The sequence below is a fragment of the Pseudomonas sp. PDM10 genome (assembly GCF_014852295.1).
Lineage (GTDB): Bacteria > Pseudomonadota > Gammaproteobacteria > Pseudomonadales > Pseudomonadaceae > Aquipseudomonas.
On record NZ_JACVBJ010000005.1, the window covers coordinates 582,876 to 608,811 of the forward strand.

General features: G+C 59.7%; 25 protein-coding genes. 17 read left to right on the forward strand and 8 right to left on the reverse strand.

Annotated features, from left to right (window positions below):
• Positions 1-297 precede the first annotated feature (297 nt).
• The 10 genes from IB252_RS20145 (at position 298) to IB252_RS20190 (ending at position 10,057) form a co-directional block, all read left to right on the forward strand.
• On the forward strand, positions 298-1,449 hold the full coding sequence (locus tag IB252_RS20145; protein ID WP_192410037.1) for a DUF2515 family protein: 1,152 nt from the start codon (positions 298-300) through the stop codon (positions 1,447-1,449).
• Entirely contained in the window at positions 1,446-2,183 is a 738-nt protein-coding gene (locus IB252_RS20150) for a hypothetical protein (RefSeq protein ID WP_225607501.1), read from the forward strand. The genes IB252_RS20145 and IB252_RS20150 overlap by 4 nt, the downstream gene beginning before the upstream one ends.
• On the forward strand, positions 2,162-2,668 hold the full coding sequence (locus IB252_RS20155; protein ID WP_192410038.1) for an Hcp family type VI secretion system effector: 507 nt from the start codon (positions 2,162-2,164) through the stop codon (positions 2,666-2,668). The genes IB252_RS20150 and IB252_RS20155 overlap by 22 nt, the downstream gene beginning before the upstream one ends.
• Complete coding sequence (locus IB252_RS20160) at positions 2,665-3,141, forward strand: hypothetical protein (protein ID WP_192410039.1); 477 nt, start codon at positions 2,665-2,667, stop codon at positions 3,139-3,141. The genes IB252_RS20155 and IB252_RS20160 overlap by 4 nt, the downstream gene beginning before the upstream one ends.
• Positions 3,142-3,295: 154 nt before the next feature.
• A complete protein-coding gene (locus IB252_RS20165) occupies positions 3,296-4,363 on the forward strand; it encodes a DUF2333 family protein (RefSeq protein ID WP_056746213.1) in 1,068 nt (355 codons plus the stop codon).
• A gap of 3 nt (positions 4,364-4,366) precedes the next feature.
• The gene (locus IB252_RS20170) at positions 4,367-4,924 is read left to right on the forward strand and encodes an NUDIX hydrolase (protein ID WP_111449179.1); all 558 of its coding nucleotides are present in this window, start codon (positions 4,367-4,369) and stop codon (positions 4,922-4,924) included.
• A 292-nt stretch (positions 4,925-5,216) separates the two neighbouring features.
• On the forward strand, positions 5,217-5,588 hold the full coding sequence (locus IB252_RS20175) for a translation initiation factor Sui1 (RefSeq protein ID WP_007907444.1): 372 nt from the start codon (positions 5,217-5,219) through the stop codon (positions 5,586-5,588).
• 214 nt (positions 5,589-5,802) lie between these two features.
• Positions 5,803-7,716, forward strand: coding sequence for an arginine decarboxylase (gene speA / locus IB252_RS20180; protein ID WP_111449178.1), 1,914 nt, complete (start codon positions 5,803-5,805; stop codon positions 7,714-7,716).
• Positions 7,717-7,949: 233 nt separating this feature from the next.
• A complete protein-coding gene (locus tag IB252_RS20185) occupies positions 7,950-9,278 on the forward strand; it encodes a type VI secretion system Vgr family protein (protein WP_192410040.1) in 1,329 nt (442 codons plus the stop codon).
• Positions 9,275-10,057, forward strand: a complete 783-nt coding sequence (locus tag IB252_RS20190) for a DUF4123 domain-containing protein (RefSeq protein ID WP_192410041.1) — start codon at positions 9,275-9,277, stop codon at positions 10,055-10,057. The genes IB252_RS20185 and IB252_RS20190 overlap by 4 nt, the downstream gene beginning before the upstream one ends.
• A 60-nt stretch (positions 10,058-10,117) precedes the next feature.
• On the opposite strand, the gene IB252_RS20195 is transcribed toward IB252_RS20190, so the two are convergent.
• Positions 10,118-11,467, reverse strand: coding sequence for an MATE family efflux transporter (locus IB252_RS20195; protein ID WP_192410042.1), 1,350 nt, complete (start codon positions 11,465-11,467; stop codon positions 10,118-10,120).
• 522 nt (positions 11,468-11,989) lie between these two features.
• Complete coding sequence (locus IB252_RS20200; protein WP_008153736.1) at positions 11,990-12,283, reverse strand: hypothetical protein; 294 nt, start codon at positions 12,281-12,283, stop codon at positions 11,990-11,992.
• A 195-nt stretch (positions 12,284-12,478) separates the two neighbouring features.
• Here IB252_RS20200 and IB252_RS20205 point away from each other — a divergent pair, with 195 nt between their 5' ends.
• The 5 genes from IB252_RS20205 (at position 12,479) to IB252_RS20225 (ending at position 16,945) form a co-directional block, all read left to right on the forward strand.
• The gene (locus IB252_RS20205; RefSeq protein WP_008011269.1) at positions 12,479-12,781 is read left to right on the forward strand and encodes a MazG-like family protein; all 303 of its coding nucleotides are present in this window, start codon (positions 12,479-12,481) and stop codon (positions 12,779-12,781) included.
• On the forward strand, positions 12,781-13,530 hold the full coding sequence (locus tag IB252_RS20210) for a methyltransferase (RefSeq protein WP_008153735.1): 750 nt from the start codon (positions 12,781-12,783) through the stop codon (positions 13,528-13,530). The genes IB252_RS20205 and IB252_RS20210 overlap by 1 nt, the downstream gene beginning before the upstream one ends.
• A 12-nt stretch (positions 13,531-13,542) precedes the next feature.
• A complete protein-coding gene (locus IB252_RS20215; protein ID WP_192410043.1) occupies positions 13,543-14,157 on the forward strand; it encodes a DUF4136 domain-containing protein in 615 nt (204 codons plus the stop codon).
• Between the two features lie 54 nt (positions 14,158-14,211).
• Positions 14,212-14,769 carry a DUF4136 domain-containing protein gene (locus tag IB252_RS20220; RefSeq protein WP_111449172.1) on the forward strand — a complete coding sequence of 186 codons (558 nt, stop codon included), beginning with the start codon at positions 14,212-14,214 and terminating at the stop codon, positions 14,767-14,769.
• A gap of 193 nt (positions 14,770-14,962) precedes the next feature.
• Entirely contained in the window at positions 14,963-16,945 is a 1,983-nt protein-coding gene (locus IB252_RS20225) for a pilus assembly protein TadG-related protein (RefSeq protein WP_192410044.1), read from the forward strand.
• Here IB252_RS20225 and IB252_RS20230 read toward each other — a convergent pair.
• Both IB252_RS20230 and IB252_RS20235 read right to left on the reverse strand, forming a co-directional pair.
• Positions 16,915-19,668, reverse strand: coding sequence for a PAS domain-containing sensor histidine kinase (locus tag IB252_RS20230; RefSeq protein WP_192410045.1), 2,754 nt, complete (start codon positions 19,666-19,668; stop codon positions 16,915-16,917). The two genes, IB252_RS20225 and IB252_RS20230, sit on opposite strands and share 31 nt — an antisense overlap.
• Positions 19,665-20,105: a TadE/TadG family type IV pilus assembly protein gene (locus IB252_RS20235; protein ID WP_111449169.1), complete on the reverse strand. Its 441-nt coding sequence runs from the start codon at positions 20,103-20,105 to the stop codon at positions 19,665-19,667. The genes IB252_RS20230 and IB252_RS20235 overlap by 4 nt, the downstream gene beginning before the upstream one ends.
• Positions 20,106-20,180: 75 nt before the next feature.
• Between IB252_RS20235 and IB252_RS20240 the strand changes: the two genes are divergently transcribed.
• Together IB252_RS20240 and IB252_RS20245 are read left to right on the forward strand one after the other, a co-directional pair.
• Entirely contained in the window at positions 20,181-20,651 is a 471-nt protein-coding gene (locus IB252_RS20240) for a prepilin peptidase (RefSeq protein ID WP_111449168.1), read from the forward strand.
• 113 nt (positions 20,652-20,764) lie between these two features.
• Positions 20,765-21,544 (forward strand): response regulator, encoded by a 780-nt coding sequence (locus IB252_RS20245; RefSeq protein WP_192410046.1) that lies wholly within the window; start codon positions 20,765-20,767, stop codon positions 21,542-21,544.
• A 99-nt stretch (positions 21,545-21,643) separates the two neighbouring features.
• Here IB252_RS20245 and IB252_RS20250 read toward each other — a convergent pair whose 3' ends face one another.
• The 4 genes from IB252_RS20250 to IB252_RS20265 are packed head-to-tail and all read right to left on the reverse strand — an operon-like array spanning position 21,644 to position 25,899.
• Positions 21,644-22,534, reverse strand: coding sequence for a type II secretion system F family protein (locus IB252_RS20250; protein WP_192410047.1), 891 nt, complete (start codon positions 22,532-22,534; stop codon positions 21,644-21,646).
• Positions 22,531-23,415 carry a type II secretion system F family protein gene (locus IB252_RS20255; protein WP_192410080.1) on the reverse strand — a complete coding sequence of 295 codons (885 nt, stop codon included), beginning with the start codon at positions 23,413-23,415 and terminating at the stop codon, positions 22,531-22,533. The genes IB252_RS20250 and IB252_RS20255 overlap by 4 nt, the downstream gene beginning before the upstream one ends.
• A 10-nt stretch (positions 23,416-23,425) precedes the next feature.
• Positions 23,426-24,706, reverse strand: coding sequence for a CpaF family protein (locus IB252_RS20260; protein WP_111449164.1), 1,281 nt, complete (start codon positions 24,704-24,706; stop codon positions 23,426-23,428).
• A complete protein-coding gene (locus IB252_RS20265; RefSeq protein WP_111449163.1) occupies positions 24,703-25,899 on the reverse strand; it encodes an AAA family ATPase in 1,197 nt (398 codons plus the stop codon). Before IB252_RS20265 ends, IB252_RS20260 begins: the two co-directional genes overlap by 4 nt.
• Positions 25,900-25,936 lie beyond the last annotated feature (37 nt).

Sequence of the window (25,936 nt, forward strand, 5' to 3'; positions counted from 1 at the left end):
AGATTGACTGGTGGCTCTATGCTAGCACCTCTTTTCAATCGCATGAGTGTCGTACATCAATTAACTGTAAAGCGACCTGATTCAGTTTCTGACCGATGAGTCTCCGCCAGGGCGTCACTGGCCGATAGAGCCAGAGGAACCGGGTGTTTCAGGACGTTTCCTGAACATTTCAAGGTTATTTCCCAAGGCTCGGCGAGCCTCGTCTGTCAGGTATTTCTGATTTTTCGGCCAAACGATCCGGTCGGGAATTGCGGCTGTTAGGGTTCAGGGATTCCCTTAGTCGCTCGTCCGCAAACCATGACCCAGTGTTTCAAAGAACACCCCTGCGATGAGCAGCGCCTGAACTACAACAGCACACCCGTTGCTGACTGTGAGTGTAAAGAGGAGCTGCTTTATGGGAGCAAGACGCTTGTTACCGATGTGCCGGTTCTGACCTGCGCGTGCCTTTGGCGTAGATACCAGCGCGAGGCGGAAGAAATCGTCGCACCCAATGGGGTCTTGATTGCCGACCCTATCGAGCGCAACCGCGCTATCAACGCTGCGTACGCTCGACTCTGGTTACACGATTCTCGGTTTCAGTGGGCGGGGCTGGCGGCATTTGCCTCCAAGCAGGTCGGCTGCGGCTTGTTGCATGCGGCGGACAGTATCGATCTCATACGCGACGAGCATGAGGCGCGGCAGCGATTGCGCGACAGCCGCCGAGAGTACGGTTTGCTGACGCCGGACAGGATGCCCGAGCAGGTGGATGAGTTGCGTGACTATAAAGAAGCGGATGCGCGTAATCCTGTGCCCTCTGTGGATTTTCGTTCTGCGGGTGAGGACTTGTCGTTGGTGCAACAACAGTTTCGGCATGTGCGCGACATGATGGCGTTGGGGAATACCACGCTGTTTCTGGATGTTTTTCCGTTGCATGAGTTTTATGCGAAGCGTGGGTTGAAGGAATTGAAAACATGCTTGGAAGCGCGCGAAGGAATTTATGGACACCCAAAGCACCCGGTTCTTTGGCCGGTAGGGCAGAAAAAGCTAAAATTCGGGCGCAACTACGGAGAAATACTACAGGCCTTCGAGGCTTTGGATTCAGGGGATATTGCCAAAAGCGTCGAGCATTTAGCCTGGCATGAGCAGCAAAATATCCTACAGCCCACGATTTATCAGAATGGGCAACTGGTGGCTCTACTGCGTGGTAACCACGCTTCTTACGTAACCGGTTTTCCTACTGGCGTAGCCCAGGCAATTGAGTTGACGCTCTCCAGCCAATGCCAACGTGTTGACGACGGACGCACCATTGGTTTCAGCGACAGTCCGCTGGCGGATTTGTCGGATCTCAAGCAGCGAATGCCTTTCGTACTTCGGGCAGCGGCACGCTTCGATCAGATGCTCAACGGCACAAACCGTAGTGTGCTGGAGCAGTCGATCACCGCGATCGCAACAGGGCAGAGATTGCGATGAATTCGCGACGAGGCAAGGGCCGTTGGCGGCTTGGGGTTGGCTTGTTGCTTCTGGCCTTCCTGATACTGATGGCGGCGAATCAGATGATCGAATCCCTATTGCAGGAGCCGGTAATTGCATTGGAAATGGGCGGCACCTATGAAACGTTGCTCAAGCATTCTTCGGTCTCCTTCAGCCCAAGGGTTCCGGGCCACGTCTGGATGGGCCTTCCCTCGGGGGATGCACGGCTTAGGTTCATCGATCCGCAGTACGAGTTCGTCACGCCGAGAGCACGATTTTTCACGGTTGTATTTGACGACAATGTCGTTAGCAGTATTCGCATGTCCCCGCAGGTCGAACCGTTGCTACTCGATGAGGCTCTGAAGGTCGCTCTGGATTTGCAAGACCAATGGCGCGGGAGCGGATGGAGGGTAGCGGGCAAGACGCGCTATCCACCCTTTGCCGACACACCTGAATGGCGAGCGCAGCTGCGAGACGTTAATAAAGGAGGATCCGTCTACTGGAAGGCAGGCAAACAATACCAAATCGCAATGTTCATGAGCCGCTTCGAATACAACGAGCGACCAAATGAAGAGCGTTACCTAATCACACTGTCGATCGGCAAGCCGTGGACGCCTTTCGCAGAAGACGGGGACGAAGAAGCTCTAATCGAACTGGATCAATCCATCCAGGACACCCCCTTATTCCCCACAAAAACCAAAGGAGCCCCACCATGCCAACTCCCGCCTTCATGACCCTTCACGGGGAAAGGCAAGGTCTGATCAGTGCCGGCGCCTTTACCGAAGCATCGGTAGGCAACACCTACCAATTAGGGCGTGAGGACCAAATCATGATTCAGGCCCTGAGCCATGGCATCTTCGTACCGAAAGGCTCGGGTGCGGGGCGTCGGATGCACAAGCCTTTGATCATCACCAAGACCATCGACAAAGCGACACCGCTGATCAACAACGCTTTGTGTTCGGGAGAATTGCTCAAAGTGTGCCGCGTCGAGTGGTATCGTACGTCGGCTCAGGGCACCCAGGAGCATTTCTACACAATGGAGCTGGAAGACGCGCTGATCATTGGCGCTGAGGTTCTGATGCCGCATTGCCAGGATCCCGGCACCGCTCACCTCACTCAATTGGAGAAGGTCCATTTCAGTTACCAGCGAATTTACTGGCGGCACGAAGTCAGTCGAACCATGGGGTCCGATGAGTGGAACACCGAGGTGCAGGGATGAGGTTGGTCAACGAACTCGATTTGTCCGATTGGGAGCGCCAACTTGCCTACTCCAGTGAGCAAGCACTGGAAGTGTTGCGCCAGGCGCTGCTTGATCGACAACCCATTGAAGGCCTGGGCCAGTTGCGTGCCGGCCTGCTGATCGATATCGACAGCGAGGTGCTTGATCTGATTGAACGGGGAGAGTGGCGGTTAGTCAGGCCTGAAGCCGACTACGTTGACTGGAAAATGCCGGATCGTGCCTTTGATCCAAAGGTCATGGAGCTGATGCAAAATCCGCCCGTCCAGCCCTCAAGGTCGCCAAAGATCTTTCGCCTCGTAGACAGCGTGACAGGCGATCCTCTGACTCAGCGGCATTACATCGCGACGGTAGATGGGGACACTGCGCCGCGCAGAACCGACGGCGAGGGCATAGCGCATCTTTTTGTATCGCCCGGGGTGCAGCAGATTTCAATGGTGATCATCGGCGTTTAAACAGGCGACGTCGCTTGAGTTAATGGGAGCGCGGTTGTCACGGCTGCCCGACGGTAATTTATCCGGATAACCCCACGACGGGTGCCGGCCAAAGGCACGTTGTTGTATGGTTGTGGTCGAACCGATGAACTCAAGTGATTGAAAGGATATCGCCATGCTGGACTGGAAGAACCGCGCGGGCAGCGCGCCTGAACGTGCCGCTGAACCGAAATCGGCCACCCGCAGTTACTTGGGTGGCCTGTTGTTCAGCCGGGCGCTGGCCACTCTGATTGCCATTTACTTGCTGGTGGCGATTGCATTGGGCTGGTACTGGAGCCAGGAACCTGCGCTGTTTCCGGTTCAGCAGAATGCCCAGATGGCCGCCGAGAAAGAAGGCAAGCAAATGGTCATCGGCTACACCACGGTCGAAACCCTCAAGACCGTCGCCGGTACTTTGCTGACCAAACCGGGTGGCTATATTTCCAACGACCGTTTCCCGCCGGGCCTGTGGATGGATAACACGCCGAGCTGGGAATATGGGGTGCTGGTCCAGGTCCGCGACCTGAGTCGTGCACTGCGTAAAGACTTCGCTCGTTCCCAGTCGCAGTCCACCGAAGACGCTGACCTGGCCAAGGCCGAGCCGCGCTTCAACTTCGACAACAAGAGCTGGGTGCTGCCCTCCAGTGAGTCCGAATACCAGGAAGGCATCAACTCCCTGAGCCGTTATCAGGCGCGCCTGTCCGACCCGAGTCAGAAAAGCGCGCTGTTCTATGCCCGCGCCGACAACCTGAACAACTGGCTGGGCGATGTCGGTACCCGTTTGGGTTCGCTGTCGCAACGGCTGTCGGCCAGCGTTGGCCGGGTCAAGCTCAACACGGCGCTGAAAACCGAAGTCGTCGCCCCGGGTCAGGTGCCGCAGGTTGACGAAGAAATCGTCGAAACCCCGTGGATGCAGATCGACAACGTGTTCTACGAAGCTCGCGGTCAGGCCTGGGCCTTGTCCCACCTGCTGCGCGCCATCGAAGTCGACTTCGCCGATGTGCTGGCCAAGAAGAACGCCACGGTCAGCGTGCGTCAGATCATTCGTGAACTGGAAGCCTCGCAGGAACCGGTCTGGAGTCCTATGATCCTTAATGGCAGCGGCTTCGGGGTGCTGGCCAACCACTCGCTGGTCATGGCCAACTACATCTCCCGGGCCAACGCCGCAGTGATCGATTTGCGTCAATTGCTCAATCAGGGCTGAGTCATGGTCAATAGCGCCAGAGAGGTCGCGCACCGCGCGGCCTCGGATGCCGAACAGATCGCCTGGGTTGACGAGCAGGACAACCTGCTCGGCGCCCTGGTCCGCTCCGACCTGCGTGAGCGCGGGCTGATCGGGCGCGGCACTTACATCATGCTGTTCAATTCCGCCGGTGAACTCTGCGTGCATCGACGCACGCTGAGCAAAGCCATTTATCCAGGTTTCTGGGACGTGGCGGCGGGGGGCATGGTGCTAGCGACCGAAACCTACGCCGAATCGGCTGCCCGCGAGCTGGAAGAAGAGCTGGGCGTGAGCGGGGTGGAACTGACCGCCCATGATCACTTTTTCTTCGAAGACACCGGTAATCGGCTCTGGTGTTCGGCGTTTTCAGCGGTGTGGGACGGTCCATTGATCCTGCAACCCGAAGAAGTCCTTGAAGCGCGTTTTATTCCCGTTGATCAAGTCCTGCTGGAAATCCAGCAAAAGCCTTATTGCCCGGACTCTCTGGCCGCATTGAAGCGCTATCTTGGTTCTCGGAAGAATGGCGTCGCAAAAGAGGCATAAATTGGCGCCGATTGGCTCTTAGCAAGTCGGCTTTTTGCCGTTACACTGCGCGACCTTTTTAAGCTGAACCGGCATTGCTTGTTGTAGGAGCAGAGCTTGCTCGCGAAGAGCGCAAGGACGACGCGTACATTCAGAACGCTCGCGTTATCGTTGACGTCCATCGCGAGCAAGCTCGGCTCCTACAAGGTTGTACCGTTTCAGTAGCGCTGCCCCTGCCTGAGTGGGGCTTCGCGGTCGATGGCAACTGTCCAGGTTGCCGCGACCAGTCTTTGTCCTCCCAAGAGGATTGCCGGTGGCCAAAAAAGCCGCATCCTTCGCCGCCCTTGGTGGCCTGGTATTTTCCACCGACGCAGGTCGTCATTGCCCGGATTGCAGTCAACCGGTGGATGCCTGCATCTGCAAACAGACCGTTATCCCGGCCGGCGACGGCATCGCTCGCGTGCGTCGCGAAAGCAAGGGCCGTGGCGGCAAGACGGTGACCACCATCACCGGCGTGCCGTTGGCCGAAGACGCACTCAAGGACCTGGCGACCACGTTGAAGAAACGTTGCGGGACCGGCGGTGCGTTGAAAGACGGAATCATTGAAATCCAGGGCGATCATGTCGAGCTACTCTTGGCCGAGCTGATCAAACACGGTTTCAAAGCGAAGAAGTCCGGCGGCTAGCAGCCTCTGTGAAAACCACCCTCGGCTTGATCCAGTCCTGACAGCAGGTCTGGCGCCGTCTACATGGTTTTCACAGAGCCTGTTCTGACCGGTTTCTAAACTCACTGCGGTCAGCGAGGTCTATCCCCTCGTTGACGAACCGTCATTTTCATTCTTTAGACTGCGCCGGCCTGAACCCAGGCGACGCTCTATGACTTCTTTATAGGGGACTTCAATGTCCGTACGACGCACACGCAAAGACGATGGCAGCCAATGGACAGTTGCGGACAGCCGCAGTGTTTACGGGATTCGCCATTGGGGGGCCGGGTATTTCGCGATCAGTGACGCCGGTCGCGTCGAAGTTCGTCCGAACGGTCCGACCAGTTCGCCTATCGACCTGTTCGAGCAAGTTGATCAGCTGCGTAAAAGCGGCCTGTCCTTGCCGTTGCTGGTGCGTTTCCCTGACATTCTGCAAGACCGCGTGCGTCAGCTGACGGGCGCGTTCGACGCCAACATCGAGCGTCTGGAATACCAGAGCAAGTACACCGCGCTGTACCCGATCAAGGTTAACCAGCAAGAAGCAGTGATCGAGAACATCATTGCCACCCAAGACGTGTCCATTGGTCTTGAAGCCGGCTCCAAGCCTGAGCTGCTGGCCGTGCTGGCCCTGGCGCCGAAGGGCGGCACCATCGTCTGCAACGGCTACAAGGATCGCGAATTCATTCGTCTGGCGCTGATGGGCCAGAAGCTCGGCCACAACGTGTTCATCGTGATCGAGAAAGAATCCGAAGTCGGGCTGGTGATCGAAGAAGCCGCCTCACTCAAGGTCAAGCCTCAGGTTGGCCTGCGCGTGCGTTTGTCATCCCTGGCGTCGAGCAAGTGGGCTGACACCGGTGGTGAGAAATCCAAGTTCGGTCTGTCGGCGGCGCAACTGCTGTCGGTGGTTGAGCGTTTCCGCGCGGCTGGCCTGGATCAGGGCATTCGCCTGTTGCACTTCCACATGGGTTCGCAGATCGCCAACCTGGCGGACTACCAGCACGGCTTCAAGGAAGCGATCCGTTACTACGGCGAACTGCGCAACCTTGGCCTGCCAGTGGACCACATCGACGTCGGTGGCGGTCTGGGCGTGGACTACGACGGTACGCACTCGCGTAACGCCAGCTCGATCAACTACGACATGGACGATTACGCCGGTGTCGTGGTCGGGATGCTCAAGGAGTTCTGCGACGCGCAGAACCTGCCGCACCCGAACATCTTCTCCGAAAGCGGCCGTTCCCTGACCGCTCACCACGCCATGCTGGTGGTGCAAGTGACCGACGTCGAGAAGCACAACGACGACGTGCCGCAGATCGAGAACAAGGACGAACTGCCGGAAACCGTGCAGTGGCTGGTTGACCTGCTGGGCCCGACCGACATCGAGATGGTCACCGAAACCTACTGGCGCGCGACTCACTACATGAGCGACATCGCGACCCAGTACGCCGATGGCAAGCTGACCCTGGCCGAGAAAGCCCTGGCCGAGCAATGCTACTTCGCGGTGTGCCGTCGCCTGCACAACTCGTTGAAGGCTCGTCAGCGTTCGCACCGTCAGGTGCTCGACGAACTCAACGACAAGCTGGCCGACAAGTACATCTGCAACTTCTCGGTATTCCAGAGCCTGCCGGACACCTGGGCCATCGGCCAGGTCCTGCCGATCCTGCCGCTGCACCGTCTCGACGAAGAGCCGCTGCGCCGTGCGGTGCTGCAAGATCTGACCTGCGACTCCGACGGCAAGATCAAGCAATACGTCGACGAGCAGAGCATCGAAACCAGCCTGCCGGTTCACGGTTTGAACGACGGTGAAGACTACCTGCTGGGTATCTTCCTGGTCGGCGCCTACCAGGAAATTCTCGGCGACATGCACAACCTGTTCGGTGACACCGACTCGGTGAACATCTATCAGAACGCTGACGGCAGTGTGTACCACGCGGGTATCGAAACCCACGACACTATCGAAGACATGCTGCGTTATGTGCACTTGTCGCCGGAAGAGTTGATGACCCACTACCGCGACAAATGCGCCAGTGCCCGCATCACCGCCGCCGAGCGTACCCAGTTCCTCGACGCCCTGCGTCTGGGGCTGACCCGTTCCTCTTACCTGTCTTCTTGAGGTAAGGCACCGCTCTCATCAGGTTGTCTGAAAATGTACTGCGCGTAGCGGAAATTTCAGATGACTTGGTGAGATGCCTCTCTGATTTCAAGCGAAATGACTCACATTCCTGGCCATCCAAGCGATGTGGTCTTCTTTTCGCGTAGGTCATTTCCTAAGTTGTACTTCGGCACTCTACTCGGCCAACTCTCTCGGAGAGAATCCCCGACCGCCCCTCCTGTAGAGAATCGCCGATGTTCGATCCAGTCAACGAGCCGTCATTTCGTCTGGATGTAGAGGGTCTGCCCGACCCCTTTGAGGTCTTGGCCTTTACCGGTAGAGAAGCCATCAGCGAGCCTTTTGTGTTCGACGTGGATCTGCTGATCGATGACCCGACACTCGACCTTGCAAGCCTGCTGTACCGTCCGGCCTTTTTGCATGTCGGGCCTGCGGAAAATGGCTTCCACGGACAATTGCATGAACTCGTCCAGCGTGACCACGACTTGGCTGTCAGGCTCTGCCGCGTACGTCTGGGGCCGAAGCTGGCGTGCCTTTCCCTGCGCTTCAGTCAGCGAATTTTCAGCGCGCGCTCGGTGCCGCAAATCCTCAGTCAGGTGCTCAAGGAGCACGGTATTGCCGGCAAGAGTCGGCGCTTTGAGCTGAGTGGCGTTTACCCGGCCCGTGAATTCTGTACGCAGTACCGGGAATCAGACCTGCAATTTATCCAGCGTCTGTGTGCCCAGGAACGGCTTCATTACCATTTCGAACACGGCGAGCGCGGGCATTGCGTGGTTTTCGGTGATGGTCAGGAGCCCTTTCGTTTCGGCGAGAACGCGGTCTTCCAGGTCGAGAGCGAGCAATCGGCCGTGCGTCAGTTCAAGCTTCTGGGGTGCGCTGGGCAACTAGCCGCGCCGATGGCCGAAGGTCGGACGGACCTGACGGCGCTGCGCAGCGGGCAGTTGATGCCGCTGTCCGGTCATCCGATTGCCGACTGCAATCAGCCCTGGCTGCTGACTCATGTGGAGCATCAGGGCCGTCAGGATTTAACGGCGACCTACAGCAACCAGATCCGTGCGATTCACTGGCAGGCGTCTTTTGTAGCGCCTCATTGCGCACTGAAACCCAGGATGCACAGCCTGCAACGGGCCTGGGTGGTCAACATTGATGAGGCATGCCCCGATCCGTCGAGACCGGTTGCCGTGCAATTTGACTGGCTTTATCAGGGCGAAGGCGCGGTGCCTAGCCACAGTTGGCTGCCGGTGGCCGCTGAACTGGGCGCCGCGGCAGTCACGCAGTTGAGTGAGGGGGCCGAGGTGGTGGTGAGCTTTATCGAGGGGGATCCGGATCAGCCGTTGATTACCGGGTTTCTTCACGTCCCTTCGTCCGTAGAAGAGGCTGAGGAGGGCGGCCCGCCGCGCACATCCGCGACAGATGATGTCGAGGGCATGCTGGCGCTTCTGCAATCGAGCGAACCCTTGATGTTGCTATGTCTGCTGCCCGGTGGGGGCAGTTTCAACCATTGCACGCAGGCCCTCTGCACCTGCCGGGTGGCGAAGCGGTTTGGCCAGAGCGGTTCGGCATGAACGTCGCGACCCCGCAATGGCTATTGCTGGATGTGCCGGGTGCGCCACAGGCGGGGGCGATGCTGCAACAGCAATTTGCGCATGCCCGGTGGTTCTGGTTGTTCGAAGACACTGAGTGGCATGCGTTGCGTGAACACGGCCCGGCCCTGATCGACCTTCGGACATGCCCCGCGCTGGCCGGGTTGTGCCACAGCGAAGTGCTCTTCTGGCGCGGCTTGCAGATAGCCAGCGAGGTGTCGTCGACGCAGTTGCTGGAGCATTTGCGCCGCATGCTCACGGTCACGTTCGGTCTGCATCACCGAGCCTTGTTGAGTTACTACAACCCGCAAACGGCCAGTTATTTGTTCGATGCCTGCGATGCGCAGGAGCTGAGTCGCTGGCTGGGTCCTATCAGTCATTTGCGCTGGTTCGGCGGGACGTGGGCTGACCGTGCGATCGGCAGTCAGGGCTGGCAGCAGTTGGTCAATCCGGGGCTTGCCGTCTGCCCTTTGGCGGTTGAAGAAAACCTCAGTCCTCGTCAGCAGGAAAAACTGCAAACCTGCCTGCTGGAGCAACATGCCTGGCACTGGAGTCGATCCACCGGGACTGACTACAACACGCTGTGGTCCTACGTGCAGGAAGGGTTGGCCCTGGATTTTACCGAGCGCCCGGTACTCGATGACTGGTTATGGCTACGCTTGCAGTACCCCGGCGCTTTGCCTGGGCACGCATTGCCGGGACTCACCCAGCAGGAGCGGCTCGATAGCCTGCGCAACCGCTGGCAAAGCGATCAACCCTGAACACACCGGTGGTCTGGCGTGCCGGTGCAGGAGCTGTTCTCGCGCACCCGCCACGCCGACTCAGTGAGCTTTGCCGGCGAACCAGCCGTCGTTTTTGTGCAGATACCAGGCAAACGCGCCGAGGGTCAGGCTGCGCAGCAACATGAACAATAGAAAGGTTATCCACAGTCCATGGTTGCCAAAACCTTGCAGCGCCCAAGCGAACGGCAGCAACAAAATCACTGTCAGCAACATACCGTTGCGCATTTCCCGGGCACGGGTGGCGCCGATAAACAACCCGTCGAGCAGGTAACTCCCGACCGCAATCAGCGGCAGCGCGGCGAGGTAGGGCAGGTAAATGAACGCCGTGTCGCGCACGCTCTGAATGTTGGTCTGCATCTCGATAAACAGATGCCCGGCGAACAGGAACAGCACGGCAAAGCCCAGGCTCGCCAGCAACGACCAAGCGCAGGCCACCACCAATGAGCGGCGCAGGGCCTCTCGATCACGGGCACCAATGGCGTGGCCACAAAGGGCTTCTACTGCGTGGGCCAGGCCGTCCAACGCATGGGCGGTCAGCAGCAAACCATTGAGCAACAGCGCGTTGGCGGCGACGGTGGCATCACCCAGTCGCGCGCCTTGCACGGTGATCAGGAAAAACACCGATTGCAGCGCCAGGCTGCGGATGAAAATGTCGCGGTTGACCGCCAATAGCGGCCGCCAGCTCTGCCACAGCGCCAGTGCGGCCCAGGCGATGTGGCCGGGATAGGCGCGCAGGGCGTTGCGGGTCATTAGCAGGCCGATCAGCGCGCCAGTCCATTCGGCGATCACCGATGCGCGAGCCGCACCGACCACGCCCCATTCCAGCCCGAGAACGAACCACAGGTTCAGCGCGATGTTCACCAGGTTGGTGCTCAGCAGAATGGCCAGCGGCGCCCGGGCGTTCTGAGTGCCGAGGAACCAGCCGACCAGCGCATAACTGGCCAGTGCTGCCGGCAGACCGAACAACCGTGTGTGGAAAAACTCGCGGGTCAGCTGATCCAGCTCCGCCGATGGCTGCATGAAGTGCAGCGCAACTCCACTCAACGGCACGCCCAGTGTTCCCAGGACAATCGCCAGGCCCATTGCCAGCAACAGACCCTGCAGCAAGATCTGCCGCAAAGCCGCGCCGTCCCCCCGTCCGGCGGCCTGTGCGGCGAACCCGGTGGTGCCCATGCGCAGAAAACCCATGGCCCAGGCGAGAAAGGTATACAGGCTGGCCCCGACCGCCACGGCACCCAACTGATGGGCGTGAGGCAAGTGGCCGATGACGGTACTGTCGACCAGCGCCACCAGCGGTACGGAAATGTTGGAGAGAATCATCGGCGCGGCGAGCGCCCAGACTCGACGATGGGTGGGGCGGTCGCGCCAGTCGGCGATCAGGTTGGACATGCAGGCTCCTTGGGGGAGCGGGCATTGTAGCGGTTGATTCGGGATTTGCTGTGAATCAGAAATTCACCCCTCACCCCAGCCCTCTCCCCACGGGGGAGAGGGGGAAAGGGAGCCGATCTTCATGCTGTTCAAACCTGAGTTCGACTCAGTCTTTCAGGTCTCTGTAGCCAGAGAGTACAACTCGGTCAGTCCCCTCTCCCGAAAGGGAGCCGATCTTCATGCTGTTCAAACGTGAGTTCGACTCAGTCTTTCAGGTCGATGTAGCTCGAGAGTACGGTCAGTCCCCTCTCCCGAAAGGGAGCCGATCTTCATGCTGTTCAAAACCTGAGTTCGACTCAGTCTTTCAGGTCGATGTAGCTCGAGAGTACAACTCAGTGGTCCCCTCTCCCGAAAGGGAGCCGATCTTCATGCTGTTCAAAACCTGAGTTCGACTCAGTTTCTCAGGTCGATGTAGCTCGAAAGTACAACTCGGTCAGTCCCCTCTCCCTCGGGGAGAGGGTTAGGGTGAGGGGGATTTACGGATCAATGGATTATCCAGCTCAACAACCACAACCCCAGCAGCAACCAGATAATCCCCATGATGATCGACGCATTCATGAACGCCCGAATCGCCGACCACAACAGCATCAACCCCAGAATCAGCGCAATGATGCTGATGATCGACGCGTCCATGCCCAGCGCACGGGACAGCCCTTCGACAAAGTTGCTGCCCGCATGGCTCAGCAGGTTGAACAAGCCGCTGAGGCTGTCAACGATGAAACGGATAACCGAACCGAGTGCCTGGCCGAGCCATTCGAAAAAACTTTCTACCTGCATGTCGTGAGCGTCCTTGATGAAAGTGGTGGCGTGGTTGCCGGACTTGAGCCTTGGGCTATCGAGCAGGGTGCCGAGTTCCCGTAGGAGATGCCGCAGGCTGCGATCTTTTGATTATGGTGCAAAGATCCGCGTCACACCGAGACGCTTGCCTTCCCCCGTCATCCCCCCGAAGCTATACGCCTTCAGGAGAGCCCGATGAACCTTGTTGAACTGACCGAACGCCTGCACGCCATCCGTGACCGCAATGACTGGCGGCAATTTCACAGCCCGAAGAACCTGGCCATGGCCGCGAGCGTGGAAATGTCCGAGCTGGTGGAGATTTTCCAGTGGCTGACCGAAGACCAGTCGCGCCAGTTGCCGGCGGACAAGCTCGCCCATGCCGGGCAGGAAATCGGCGACATCGTGCTCTATCTACTGCTGCTGTGCAGCGAGTTGGGGTTGGACATGAATGAAGTGGTGCGCAGCAAACTCGCCGACAGCGAACGGAGGTTCAGCTGATGAGCGACCGTCATTTCGATCAACTGGCGACCCGCTTCGCCGAAAAAATCTACGGCGGTGCCAAAGGCGCGATCCGTCTGGCGGTGCTTCAGGCGGACCTGGCCGAGACCCTGCCGGACCGACCTTTGCGCGTACTGGACATCGGCGCCGGCCTGGGCCACATGTCATTGTGGCTGGCCCAACGTGGCCATGAGGTCACGCTGGCCGAGCCCGCCGAGCCGATGCTCGAAGGCGCCCGTCAGCGCTTTGCCGACGCCGGGCAAACAGCAACGTTCATTCAGGCGCCGTGGCAGGACCTGCTCGGTCAACTCACCGAACCCTACGATCTGGTGCTGTGTCACGCCGTGCTGGAATGGCTGGCCGAACCCCACGCGATTCTGCCGGTGCTGCATCAATTGACCAAGCCAGATGGCTGGTTGTCCCTGGCCTTCTACAACCGCGATGCGTTGATCTATCGCAACCTGCTCAAAGGCCACTTCCGCAAGATGCGCAAGAACGACATGGCCGGCGAAAAGCAAAGCCTGACCCCGCAGCAGCCCCTTGATCCACGGGAACTGGCGGCGCAACTTGAAGGAATGTGGCAGGTCGAAACCCAGAGCGGGGTGCGGGTTTTTCACGACTACATGCCAGTGGAATTCCAGGCCCGTGCCGAACTGGTGGACTTGCTGGAAATGGAACTGGCCCACCGTCGTCACCCAAGCTTTGCCGGGCTTGGGCGCTACTTGCACTGGATCTGTCGGCCGGTCTGATCGGAGCACGAAATGAACAGTCGTTCGGGGTTACTGGTGATCTGTCTCGGGTTGGCGGCCTGTCAGGGCAACAACCCTTATGTGGCGTCATCCAACCCCTTGCCACCCGCGCCGCCTCAGGCGGCCAACACCTTCGACCATAGCGCCTACCCGGCACCGCCGCGCGACTACGGGCGTTACCGCAGTTGGGCCTGGCTCAACGGGCAGCTGCCGTCGGGCACCGCCTGGGCGGATTCGGCGCAGGTCGCCGAAGCCGTCAGCAATGCGCTCGATCAACGTGGCTTGCGCCCGCTGCACGATAACCGCCCGGCCGACCTGTTTGTCAGCGCCGAACTGCACCTGGAAACCCGTCTGCGCCAGGTTCGGGATGACTATGGTTATTACGGTGGCGGCTATGGCGGTTACAACCGCTACGGCAGCGGTTACGGCATGTACAACACCGTGCCGATCGTGCGGACTTATCAGGAACAGGTCGTGGTGGTGCGGGTTGATTTGTTTGACGCTCAGAGCGGTCAACCGGTATGGAGTGCCAGCGCCGAAACCAGCAATCGCGGCAGCGAGAGGGAGCGTGCCGATGCGATACGGGAAGCTGTAGAAAAGGCGATGTCGGCGTATCCTCCTAGTTAGCTTCTTTAGTCAAGAAGCAGTACGCAGGTTCGTGTCTTCAACCGGAGAACTATCATGTTCCGCCGTCTCGCTTTACTGGCTGTGGCCGGGCTGCTCAGTGCCTGCGCCGGCAACCAGGTCAATCATGACTTCGATGCCAGCCGCGACTTCGCCGCCTATCGCAGCTGGAGCTGGAAAGAGCCCGCCCTGCAATATCGGCCCGATGACCCACGCATCAAGAGCGACCTGACTGAACAACGCATCCGCCAATCGGTGAGCGATCAGCTCGATCAACGTGGCCTGCGTCCGGCTGCCGGTGGCCAAAAGGGCGATTTGAACGTGCAGACCTATCTGATCGTCGAACAGCGCCAGCAACAAGTGACCACCAACTACGGCGGCGCCTGGGGTAATCCATGGAACGGCTACTGGGGCGGGCCGATGTACACCGAAACCCGTAACGTCAGTTACAACGTGGCGATCATCCAGATCGACCTGCTCGACGGCAAGGACGGCAAACTGGTATGGCGCGGCAGTGACGAGCAGATACTTAGCCGCACACCGAACCCGTCGGATCGCAGCACTGCCATCCAGGAAACGGTCGGGCGAATTCTCGCCAACTACCCACCCAAATAAACACCACAAACCCTGTAGGAGCACGGCTTGCCGGCGATGGCGTCTTTGAGATCGCCATCGCGAGCAAGCCGTGCTCCTACAGGGTTTTTGTTGTCTGCGCTGGCATGTTGCCAGCAGTTCAGCCAAGTCTTGTCTACACTGCTGTTCACCCATGGAGGTAGCCCTCGGTTGTGCACCGGCAAAGGAGTGTGCGATGTCTCCGCGTTTGCAGTTTCGCAGCCCGTCCCGGCAACGGGGGGCGATCGGTTTGATGGCGGCGCTGACATTGGGCATGGCCCTGATGTTCTTGCTGGTCGTGGTCGACAGCGGTCGTTTGTACCTGGAAAAGCGTGACCTGCAGCGCGTGGCGGACATGGCCGCACTTGAAGCTTCCACCCGAGGGGGGGATTGCGCCGCTGGCAACACAGCCACCGTCTATGCCACCGCCAGCGCAAACCGTAACGGCTTTACCCTTCCTGACCCCAATCGCAATCTGTTGGTCGCTTGCGGCGCCTTGACCCTGGATGCCAATAACCTGCGAGTGTTTGGCGCCGACCCGAGCAAGAGCGAAGCCATTCGGGTGATCGCCAGCCATTGGGTCCAGCAGAGTTTCGCCGGCGGTGTCGGCGCCCTGTTCGGTGGCGCTCCACGCGCAGCGACCATCAACCTGACGGCCAGCGCTGTCGCCGCATTACCGCCACCGCAGGCTTCGCTGACCCTGCGCAGCACGACGTTGAGCGTCGACACCAGCAAATCGGCCACGCTCAACGCGCTGTTCGGTGGTTTGCTCGGGGGCAATCTGAACATCAGCGCGGCGGGCTGGAACGGCCTGGTGAACACCGACATCAGCCTGCTCGGCTACCTCGATCGATTGAAGGTCGACCTTAACCTCAGCGCTGCCGGGTATGACCAGGTATTGGGCAATACGATTGCCGTCAGCCAGTTGATTCAGACCGCCGTCAATGTACTGGACCCCGGCGGCACACTCGGCGCGACTGCAACCATTGCCAGTCTTCAAGCGCTGAAGGTCGCGGCAGGCGCAACCACCGTCGTACTCGGCAATGTGTTGCACGTCGAGGCTGGCAGCACCGTGACGGCGCTGGGGACCAACCTGAAAGTGTTCGACCTGATCGAAGCCTTCGTGCAACTGGCCAACAAGAAAAACGGCCTGGTGGCGACCGTGCCGATCAACCTCGCGGGGCTCGCGCAAATCACTGCTCGGGTGCAGATACTGGAGCCGCCACAGCTCTCGGCCATCGGCAATCCGAAAAACGCCGTGCTCGCGCCGTTGGGACCTAACCGGATCTATGTGAAAACCGCTCAGGTGCGTACATTGCTGTCGATCGACTTGCCCATTCTGAGTGCGATTCAACCTTTGGTCGATGCGGCGGCTGATCTTGCCGGACCGTTGACCAATACCTTGAACGCCTTGCTCAATCTTGATTTGGTCGGTGTCATTAACTCACTGACCTGCGCGCTCGGCGCGGCGTGTGAAACACCCTCGATCGTGCCGCTTTCCGATACCGTAAGGCTCGATGTCGCACTGGACGTCGCGAGCGCCTCCAGTTACGTCACCGCCTACAGCTGCATCAGCACCACCAACAAATCCCTGACCACCAATACCAGCACTTCACTGGTGACGCTGAAAATAGGCAAGATCGATTCGAGCACGGCTTTCGGCAACAACACCACGCCGCCCGCCGTGGTGGTGCAGCCGTTGAAGGTGATCGATATCGGGGTGAAAACCTGTCGCCGGTTCCTGATCCTTCCTGTCAGTTGCGACCCGCGGATTCCAGGCGTCGGCGGCGGCATCGATATCATGGCCGACACCACCGTGGCATCCAGCGCCAACATGCCGCACATCTATTCCGCACCGCCGGCCACCAGCCTGCCGGAGATCAACCAGCCACCGTTCTACTATTCCTATTCCACCAGCAATATCGTCAGCAGCCTTACTGACACGGCGACCAATATCAAAGTCGACATGTACGGCCCGACGGGCAGTCTGGTCGGTGGTCTGGGAGCGATCCTCAGCACTGTCACCACATTGCTGATCAACACGATCAACAGCGTGCTCAGCCCGTTACTCGACACCTTGATCAACACACTGCTGCTCAGCCTGGGGATCGATCTGAACAAGGTCGATGTCGGCGCCAACCTCAGTTGTCACTCAGGACGAGCGACGCTGGTGATCTGATCGTCGGCAACAATCGGCAGTTCGATACAAAACCGTGCGCCCTCGACCGAGTTTCTAACGCTCAGTTTTCCGCCCATGTTCTCGACGATGCCGTAACTCACCGACAACCCGAGCCCGGTGCCGACACCCACGGGTTTGGTGGTGAAGAACGGCTCGAAAATCCGCTCCAGCAACCGCGGATCGATACCGCCGCCGTTGTCCTCGACCCACAGCCGCACCGAATACGCATCACGTTCGGCGTACACCGAAATCCACGGTTTGAACTCGCGATCGGCCTCGCGTTTGCCGAGCAACGCATCCCGAGCATTGACCATCAAATTGATCAACACCTGTTCGAGCTGATCGACGTAACCGCGCACTTGCACGTCAAACCCGGTTTCGTTGACCCGCAGATCGACCCCTTTGCCGCGCATCCCTTCGGCCAGCAGCGACAACGTGCCTTCGATGGCTTGCGCCGGATTGAATGGATGCTGCTCGATCTCCGAGCGGCGGCCAAACATCCGCATGTGATCCACCACCCGCGCGGCGCGTTGGACCTGTGCATCGATACGGTTGAGCTTGTCGGTCAGGTAATCGATTTGCGCATCGCCGTTGCTCAGACGCTTGAGTACGTTGACGATGGCCATGCGCATCACATTCAACGGCTGATTGATTTCATGGGCCAGCCCTGTGGCCATTTCACCGAGGGTGGCCATTTTTGCACTTTGGGTGAGCTGCTGCTGGGCGCGGCGGACCTCGGTGTTGTCGCGACCCACGGCCTGAATCTCCAGCAAATGGCCGTGCTCATCGAACACCCCGCGATCCGACCACACCCACCAGACATGTTCCCGTCCCGGCAGTTGCAGGTTGATTTCCGCAGTGCTGACCGGAAATTCCGGGCTGAGTCGGCTGAGCCGCAGGAGAAACGCTTCGCGCTGCTCCTGCGACATCCAGCTGCCCAGATTGACCCCGGGCAGTTGCTCGGGCTGGCACTCCAGGTAAGTCGCCAGCGGACGGTTGCCGAAGCTCAGGGTCAGGTCCGGGCGGTAGCGGCAGATCATCGCCGGAGAGTCTTCCACCAGGATCCGGTAGCGTTCTTCACTTTGTTTCACCTGTTCGGCGGCCAGGGTTGCTTCGGTGACATCCAGCCACAGGCCGACGGCTTCCACCGGCAAGCCAAGGTCGTCGCGCAGGAGCTTGGCTTCATCGAGTAGCCAGTGGTATTCGCCGCGACTGTCGCGCAGCCGATAGCGGGCGCGCACCGAACCTTCACGCAGCAAATGTCGGGTACGTTCGAAGTACCGATCGCGGTCATCCGGGTGGACCCTCTCAACCAAGGCCCCCGTCGCGCAATCAGCCAGTGTCCAGCCCAGTAGCGGCAGTAGGCTGTCACTGAAAAACGTTGGTTGCAGCGCACCTTCGACATAGCGTTGCACGTAGATCACCGCCGGCGAGCTGGCGATCAGATTGTCCAGTCGGGCATGGGCCGCCGCGGCGTTTTGCTCCTGGTTTTTGATGTCGCTGATGTCGAGCATGAAGCCCACCAACCGCCGGTTTTTACCGATGCCCAGGACCTGGCCTTGCAGGCGATACCAGTTCGGCGTTTGTGCCAAACGCACGCACAGCAGCAGCGGGGTGCCGTCGTCTTGCAAGGCTTGCAGACGACTGCTCAGCTCTTCCCGGTCGGCGGGGTGCACCCGATCAAGCCACTCGGGCAGCGGCAAACGATCGATTGTAAGGTTCAGGTTGCTGGCCAGCGACGGCGCCAATTGCACTTCGCGACTGTCGCTGAACACCTCCCACCATCCGGTGCCGAGCAGGGCTTGCAGCGACTCCAGCCGTTCCAGTTGCAGATGGTGCCGGTGCTCGCGCAAGCGCTCAAGCAACGGGCCTGCCAGCGCGGCGGTCAGTTGTAACCAGTCGCGATCATTCAGGTCGGGCGCCTGTTGTTGCACCGGATAAAGGCCACACATCAACCAGGCGGCCACACCCTGAGCATCGTGATAGGGCACCGCGAACCCTTCGGCATTGCCAAAGATGCCTTGCAAACGGGGATGTTCAGCGGGCGTCAGGCATTGCGGCGCAGAGCCGTTCAGGCTGTCGAGCCCCGTGCCCAGGCGCTGCGCGTTTTGCCACAGGAGGGGCGCATCGACGGCCGTGTAATGCTGGTGAATCTGCCAGCCTTCTTCCTGTTCATCGAGTAACGCCACCGCAATGCAGGGCATGTGAAAACGCTGGGCCAGGCCTTGCAGTTGTTCCTCCAACACCTCGGGCAGGCGCGTCAGGTTGCACCGGCGCAACTGTTCGCCGATCTGCGCTGCGAGTAATTGGCATTGCTCGCGGCTGCGTGATTGCCGGCGTTCGAGCAACAAGTCGCCGATGTCCAGCAACTGCAACAACCAGGCATCGGCCAATGGCTGGACCCAGCCACGCAAGTGCAGGGGTTGTCCGTTGAGGCTGTAAAAGTCCAGGTCCAGATTCTGGCCCTGCCAGTCGACGGGCGAGCCTTCAACGGCGAGGCCGCTGTGGGGCATGAGGAAATCGAGCAGGTGCGGTGCTTGCGCTGCGGGCGTCTGCTGGGCCAGCACATGCCGCAGCGGGCCGGTCAGGTGAATCACTCGACCTTCGGCATCCAGGTGCATCTGCAAACCGACACTTTGCACGCTCAGGGTGTCTGGCATGTCCACTGGCGGAGGCGGATGGCGATTGAGCAGGCGCCCGAAGAGTTTGTCTGCGGAACTCAAAATTGCAGGCTCGAACTGGCGGAGAGGTTGGCCGGCAGATTGGGCACTTGGCCAATTCCCGGCACGTTCAGAAACGGGATGACCTGCTGCAGTTTGCTGGTGGGGTAGTTGATGCTGACCTTCAACACCCCGCCCACGTAGGTGGCGCTGGCGTCGGTGGCGATATTGAAATTCAGTGCGGCAGGAATCCAGGCCAACTGTCGGCTCAGTTCTGTCGTGGCAACGGTTTTTATCGCGGTGGCGTACCCGGGGGTGCTCGGGTCCAGCGCCACGCTTCGGCGCACCGCTTCGGCAGTCGACTGGGTGAACGATTGCATCAGCAACAGCGGCAAGCTGTACGTGACGATTCCATAGAACACGGCGAAAAAGATGAGAAACACCAACGCGAATTCAATCGCTACAGCGCCTTTTTGCTTACGGGGGAGGCCTGTTTTCATGACTGCGTCTACCCTGATATTCACGACGTGATATCAGCATAGAATCATTCAGCCAAAACGGACGTTTTTTACCGGATGCAGAGCTTTGTATTACTGATCTGGCTGACGCTATGCGCAGCACAGGATGCTCGAGAACGACACATCGCCAATGGCCTGACCCTTGGCGCAGCGGCGTTGGCGCTGGCGTATCTCCTGTGGACGGGCACGACCTGGTTGGGGGCTGAAGCGGTGCAGGGCGGCTGGGCTTTTTTGCTGGCGCTGGCTTTCACCTTGCCCGGTTATGCGCTGAGACGCTTGGGCGCAGGCGATGTGAAATTAATGACTGGCCTGGGTCTGGCGACGGACGGCATGCACCTGCTCGGCGTGTTCATCGGTGCCGGATTGGCCAGTGTGCTGTGGCTGCTGCTGGCGCCAAGAGTCTGGCTTCATATGGGCCAAGGGCTTAGAAATCATCTTCGATATCTGGGGCCTGGAATGTCAAAGAAACAGCCCTTTGCACCCTTCGTATTGGTGGGCCTGTTGCTCACACTCGCCTGGTTTCACTAGTCGCCCGTTCTATGTACAGAGTCGGAAAGTACGTCTACTTTCAACTCAGCATTTGTACTGTCTGTGGCTGTTTGTAGAGGAACGGTCAATTTTGACCTTGCAGGGAGTCGCACGTGAACAAGCTTTCATCGGCAGTAAAAATCCTTGTGGTCGATGCCCAGCCGTTGATTGCCGCAGAGCTCTGCGAGCTTCTTGACGGCCGCGGTTACCGTTGCGTTTCTTGCGAGACTGGCCATCAGGCCGTCGAGCGTTTCAATGAAGACGAAGCGATCAGCCTGGTGCTTTGCGATTTGCACATGCCCGGTCTGGACGGGATTCAACTGGTTCAGGAGCTGCAACGGTTATCCGGCAAGCACCGTGTGTTTGAAGCCATCATGCTCACTGGGCGTGCGGACAAGCAGGATGTGATCAAGGCGTTGCGGGCCGGGTTTGCCGATTACTACCAGAAGCCGATTAATCCGGGTGAGTTGCTCGAAGGGATTGCGCGTCAGGCAGTGGTTTTGCAGGAGCGGCAGAAGAGTCTGCAGCTGGGGCATCTGGATCAGAAGCTGCAGTACCTTGCCGAGTCGATCGATGATCTGTATCAGGATCTGGATAAGGTTCGGCGTGGGCCGCGATTATCGGTTTCCACTGATGAGGCTGTCATCGCTGTGGATCGGGTTGAGATTCCGGCGATTTTCAATCACCTGTCGCCTAGGCAGTTGGAGGTGGCGCGGTTGGTGGGGAAGGGGCAGACGAATTATCAGATTGCCTGTGAGCTGGGGATTACCGAGAACACGGTGAAGCTTTATGTGTCGCAGGTTTTGCGGTTGACGCATATGCATAACCGGACGCAGTTGGCGCTGGCGTTGTTACCCGGTCATGGATTGCGTCAGGGGGTGACGGCGCATTAGGTTTTTGTCTTTTTTTACCAAGTGCCCGCACCAATGCTCGCGCAACGGCCTGACAACAGCCGATTCAAACCGGCAATTATTGCTTTCATCACGATCCCTCTAATGACCAAAGGCACGGGACAGGGCGGTGAAGCCCGGGCCGGCCAGTACGATCAATAACGCCGGGAAGAGAAACAGCATCATCACGATGGACATTTTGGCGGACAGCTTGGAGATGTATTCCTGCAGGCGCGTCAGGCGCCGGTCATCGAGCAATTGCTTGAGGGTCAGCAGGGATTTCATCGCACCGCCCCCCTGATGGATCAACTGCTCAAGGATGACGCAGGTGTCGGTGAACTCGTCGACGGCCAGCAATAGGGTGGTTTTGTGCAGTTCTTCGCCCAGTTCCAGGCCGGAATCGACCCGGGCCAATACCAGGCGCAATTCATGGGTCAGGGCCGGCAATAATTGTTTGCCTTCATTGCTCAACACTCGCAGCGACTGCTCCACCGCCATGCCCGATTCGAACAGGATGCGCAGCAGCGGAATGAAGGTGGAAATTTCGATCGCCAGTTGTTTTTGCCGACGCTGCGCGGCAGCGGCCAGCAACCGTTTGGGCAATAGATAGCCGAGGCAGGTGGCGAACGCCGGGGCCATCCAGTGATTGTTTGTGTGAGGGAAGAACACGGCCTGGATCAGCAAGGTCAGGGCCAGCGCCAGCACCGGAGCGCCTACCTGGAACGCCGCGAACAGTGAACGTCGCCGGGCACTGCGCCAGCCGAGACGGTTAAGCAATGCCTGGGTTTCGTTATCCAGGTTGACCGAGCGCTGACCGATCCGGCTACTGCCCAGCAGCTCAAGCCACTGATTTACCCGGTTGTCGCTCGCCAGTTTGCCGTCGAGCCGTTGCGCCACCTGGCGAACCCGCCGACGGTGTTCCAGCAAACCGCTGAGCAGCAATAATGTTGCCCCCAGAAACAGCAATGCGCAGATCAGCAAGGGCACTTTCATACGCTGCGCAACATATGCCAGAGCGCCAGGCTGCCGACCACCTGCAAGCCGAACGCGGACGCGAGCATGATTTGCCCCGAGCCGTCGTGCCACATGGCGAGCAAGTAATGAGGGTTGGTCGCGAGGAAATAGCCGGCCAGGCCAATCGGCAAACAGCCCAGGACCCAAGCGGTCACCCGGGTTTCACCGGTCATGGCCCTGAGCTGGCGCGCAGCCTGCTCGCGCTCGCGGATCATCTTGATCAGGTTTTCCAGCAGCTCGCTGGCGTTGCCGCCATAGCGGTGATTGACCTTCAACCCGAGCGCGAACAGGCGAAGTTCGTCTTTCTCATACAACTCGGCAAAGTCCGCCGCGGCATCCGGCAGGCTGACCCCCAACACCACGTTGCGCTGAATCCGCCCCATCGCGTTTTTCAGCGGGTCTTCAGCGGTGTCGATGGCGCCCAGCACCGCATCGGCCAGAGTGCGCCCGGACTTCAGACTGCGCACGGTGTGATCGAGCATTTGTGGCAGTTGTTCGATCATGTGCTGGAGTCGGCGCTGATAACGCCAATTGACATACAGACGCAGAATCAGCGGCGGCAGCAGTAACAGAACCAGCAAGCCGAACCAGCCACCGGTAGCAAATCCGAGCAAGATGCCAAAGCCCCAGAGCAGCAGCCACCCCCCCAGACGCTTGGAGGGACGCCCAAGGCCGGCCCGCAGAAAGGCCCGATCCAGACCGACCCAGGAGGTTTTCGTCGGCACCGGCTGCAGTTGCCCCTCGGTCAGGCGTCCCAGTACCCGCTCGGCGCCGGTCTGGCGCAAACCGCGATAAAACAGGCGGATCGACAGTCCGAGCAAGACCAGGGAAACGAGGATGAGCAGCACCGGTTTGAGCATGCCGTGGCCTTCAGTACGCAGAGGGAGAGAGCGCCAACTCACGGCGCAGTTTGTCGCCAGCGGGGTTGGCCGCCTCACGCATGAATCCGAACCCGCTGCGCCGGTCGAACCGGAACAACGTGTTGGTGACATACACGTCCTCACGCAAGCCAACCACCTCCACCACTTCGCTGACGCAGCGGCGGCCGTCGGGCAGGCGCGTGAGCTGGATCACGACGTCCAGTGCGGCGCAGATCATTTGCCGCAAGGTCCGTTCGGCGATGGTACGGCCCGTCAGGCCCACCAATGTCTCCAGGCGCAACAGCGCATCCTGGGCGTTGTTGGCGTGCACGGTACTCATGGAACCGTCGTGGCCGGTGTTCATGGCGGTGAGTACGTCCAGCACTTCGACGCCACGAATCTCGCCGAGGATGATTCGGTCCGGGCGCATCCGCAGGGCGTTGCGAATCAGGTCACTGGCCTTCACTTCGCCGTGGCCTTCGGCATTCGGCGGTCGGGTTTCCAGGCGCACCACGTGAGGGTGGCCCAGTTGCAGTTCGGCGACGTCTTCGATGGTGACGAGTCGCTCGTGAGGGTTGATCAACTGGCTGAGAATGTTCAGCAGCGTGGTTTTGCCGGTGCCGGTGCCGCCGCTGATCAGGATGTTGCAGCGCTTGCCCACGGCCTCCTGAATAAAGTCGAAGATCGGCTGATCGATGGTTTGCATCGCCATCAAGTCCGAGCTTTTGAGCATGTCCTTGCGAAATTTACGTATCGACAGGCAGGGGCCATCGAGCGCAATCGGTGGAATGATCGCGTTGACCCGGCTACCGTCGGGCAGTCGTGCGTCGACCATTGGCGACGACTCGTCGAGCCGTCGGCCGAGGGGCGCGAGGATCCGTTGCATAACCCGTTCGACGTGATGCGCATCGATGAAGCGCAGGTCGCTTAGATGCAGTATGCCGTCGCGCTCAATGAACACCCGGTGCGGGCCGTTGACCAGAATCTCCGTCACCGCCGGGTCCCGCAGCAGCACTTCCAAGGGGCCGAAACCGGTGAGTTCGTCGACGATTTCTTCGGCCAGACGCTCCATTTCATAGCGGGAAATCGCCAGGTGCAGCCGGGCGATGTACTCGGCAACCTTGTCGATGACGAACTGTGAGAGCACCTGCCGCGAACCCTCCAACAGGTTTTTGCCGGACTCCTCGATGGCGTCGATGATGTAGCGGTGCAGCACCAGTTTCAGACCTTCGTGGTCAGTGTTGCCAGTGGTGGTGCGTACAGGGGCACCGAAGAGTTTCTCACCGCTCATTGCGCACCCCTCAACCGGTTGAACCAGCCAGACTTGGGCTTGGCCAGGCCCTCGGAACGCTTGGCCAACTGATCGCCGAGGGCGCGCAGGCTTTGAGTCAGGCCTTCGCGGGGGGCCAGTTCAAACAGCGTCACACCTTGGTTCTTGGCGTTGAGCCGCACTTCCGGGCTGTAGACGAGGGTCGCGATGATCTCCATGCCGAAGCTTTTGCTCAGGGTCTCGGAGTCCGGAGCGACGTTGCGCAGGTAGCGATCCACCAGCAGTCTGGCGTGATCGAGCTTCATGCCTTTTTCACGCCACAGGTTGAGTACCGCCAGGTTACGGCGGCAGTCGAGTACGTTCTGATCGGTGTACCACAGCAACTTGTCGCAATGGGTGACAAAGGTGCGTAGCGCTTCGCTGTCCGGCTGGCCAGTCAGGTTCACCACAATGTGCTGGAAGTGTTGGCGCAGGGCGCTGAGCAGCATGTACAACTCGGCGGTGCTGGTGTGTTCCAGCGCCATATCGTGGCTGGCGTAGGCGAGGATCCGCAACCCGGCGGCGCAGGTGGTGAACGCGCTGTCGATCAGCGTCGCGTCGAGGCGCCGCAAGTGCCTGAGTGCATCGCCGAAGTGGAACGAACTCTCCAGCCCGAGCAAGGCCAGGCTGTCACCGCGGGGCAGGCCCAGATCCAGCAACAACGTTTGCTGCCCGCTCTTTTGCACCACTTGCGCCAGGTGCGTGGCGAGCAGCGCACCGTCGGCGTTGATCTGCACACCGTAGAGCACCGTCAGGCTGCCCAGTTGGGTATTCGGGGCCACGGGCGGCAGGCGTTTGCCCAGCCGTCGCACCAACCCTGCGACTTCACTGGAACGCGAACCATAGGCCACGAAATCCCGTGCACCGGCGCGCATGGCATTGAGCACGAGTTGGTTGTCCATGCCATCGCCCAGCGCGACGATCGCCAGCATCGGTTTGGCTTCCAGGGCACCTTCGATCAGTGCGCTTTGGGCCACTACGTGTTCGCGGTCCAGGCCGATGAACACCAGGCTGGCGAAGGTCACGTCCACCAGCGCCAGCAATTCGTCGAGGCTGCCACTGCCGGCGCTGACCACTTGGCCCAACGGGGCGAGGGCACCTTGCAGCCACTCAAGGTCGGTGCTGTTGCGCGTGATCGCGAGGAAGGTCTGGCTCAGGTTCTGGCTCTGGCTCATTGCGATAATCCGCCGCGTTTATCGAAGTTGCAGTTTT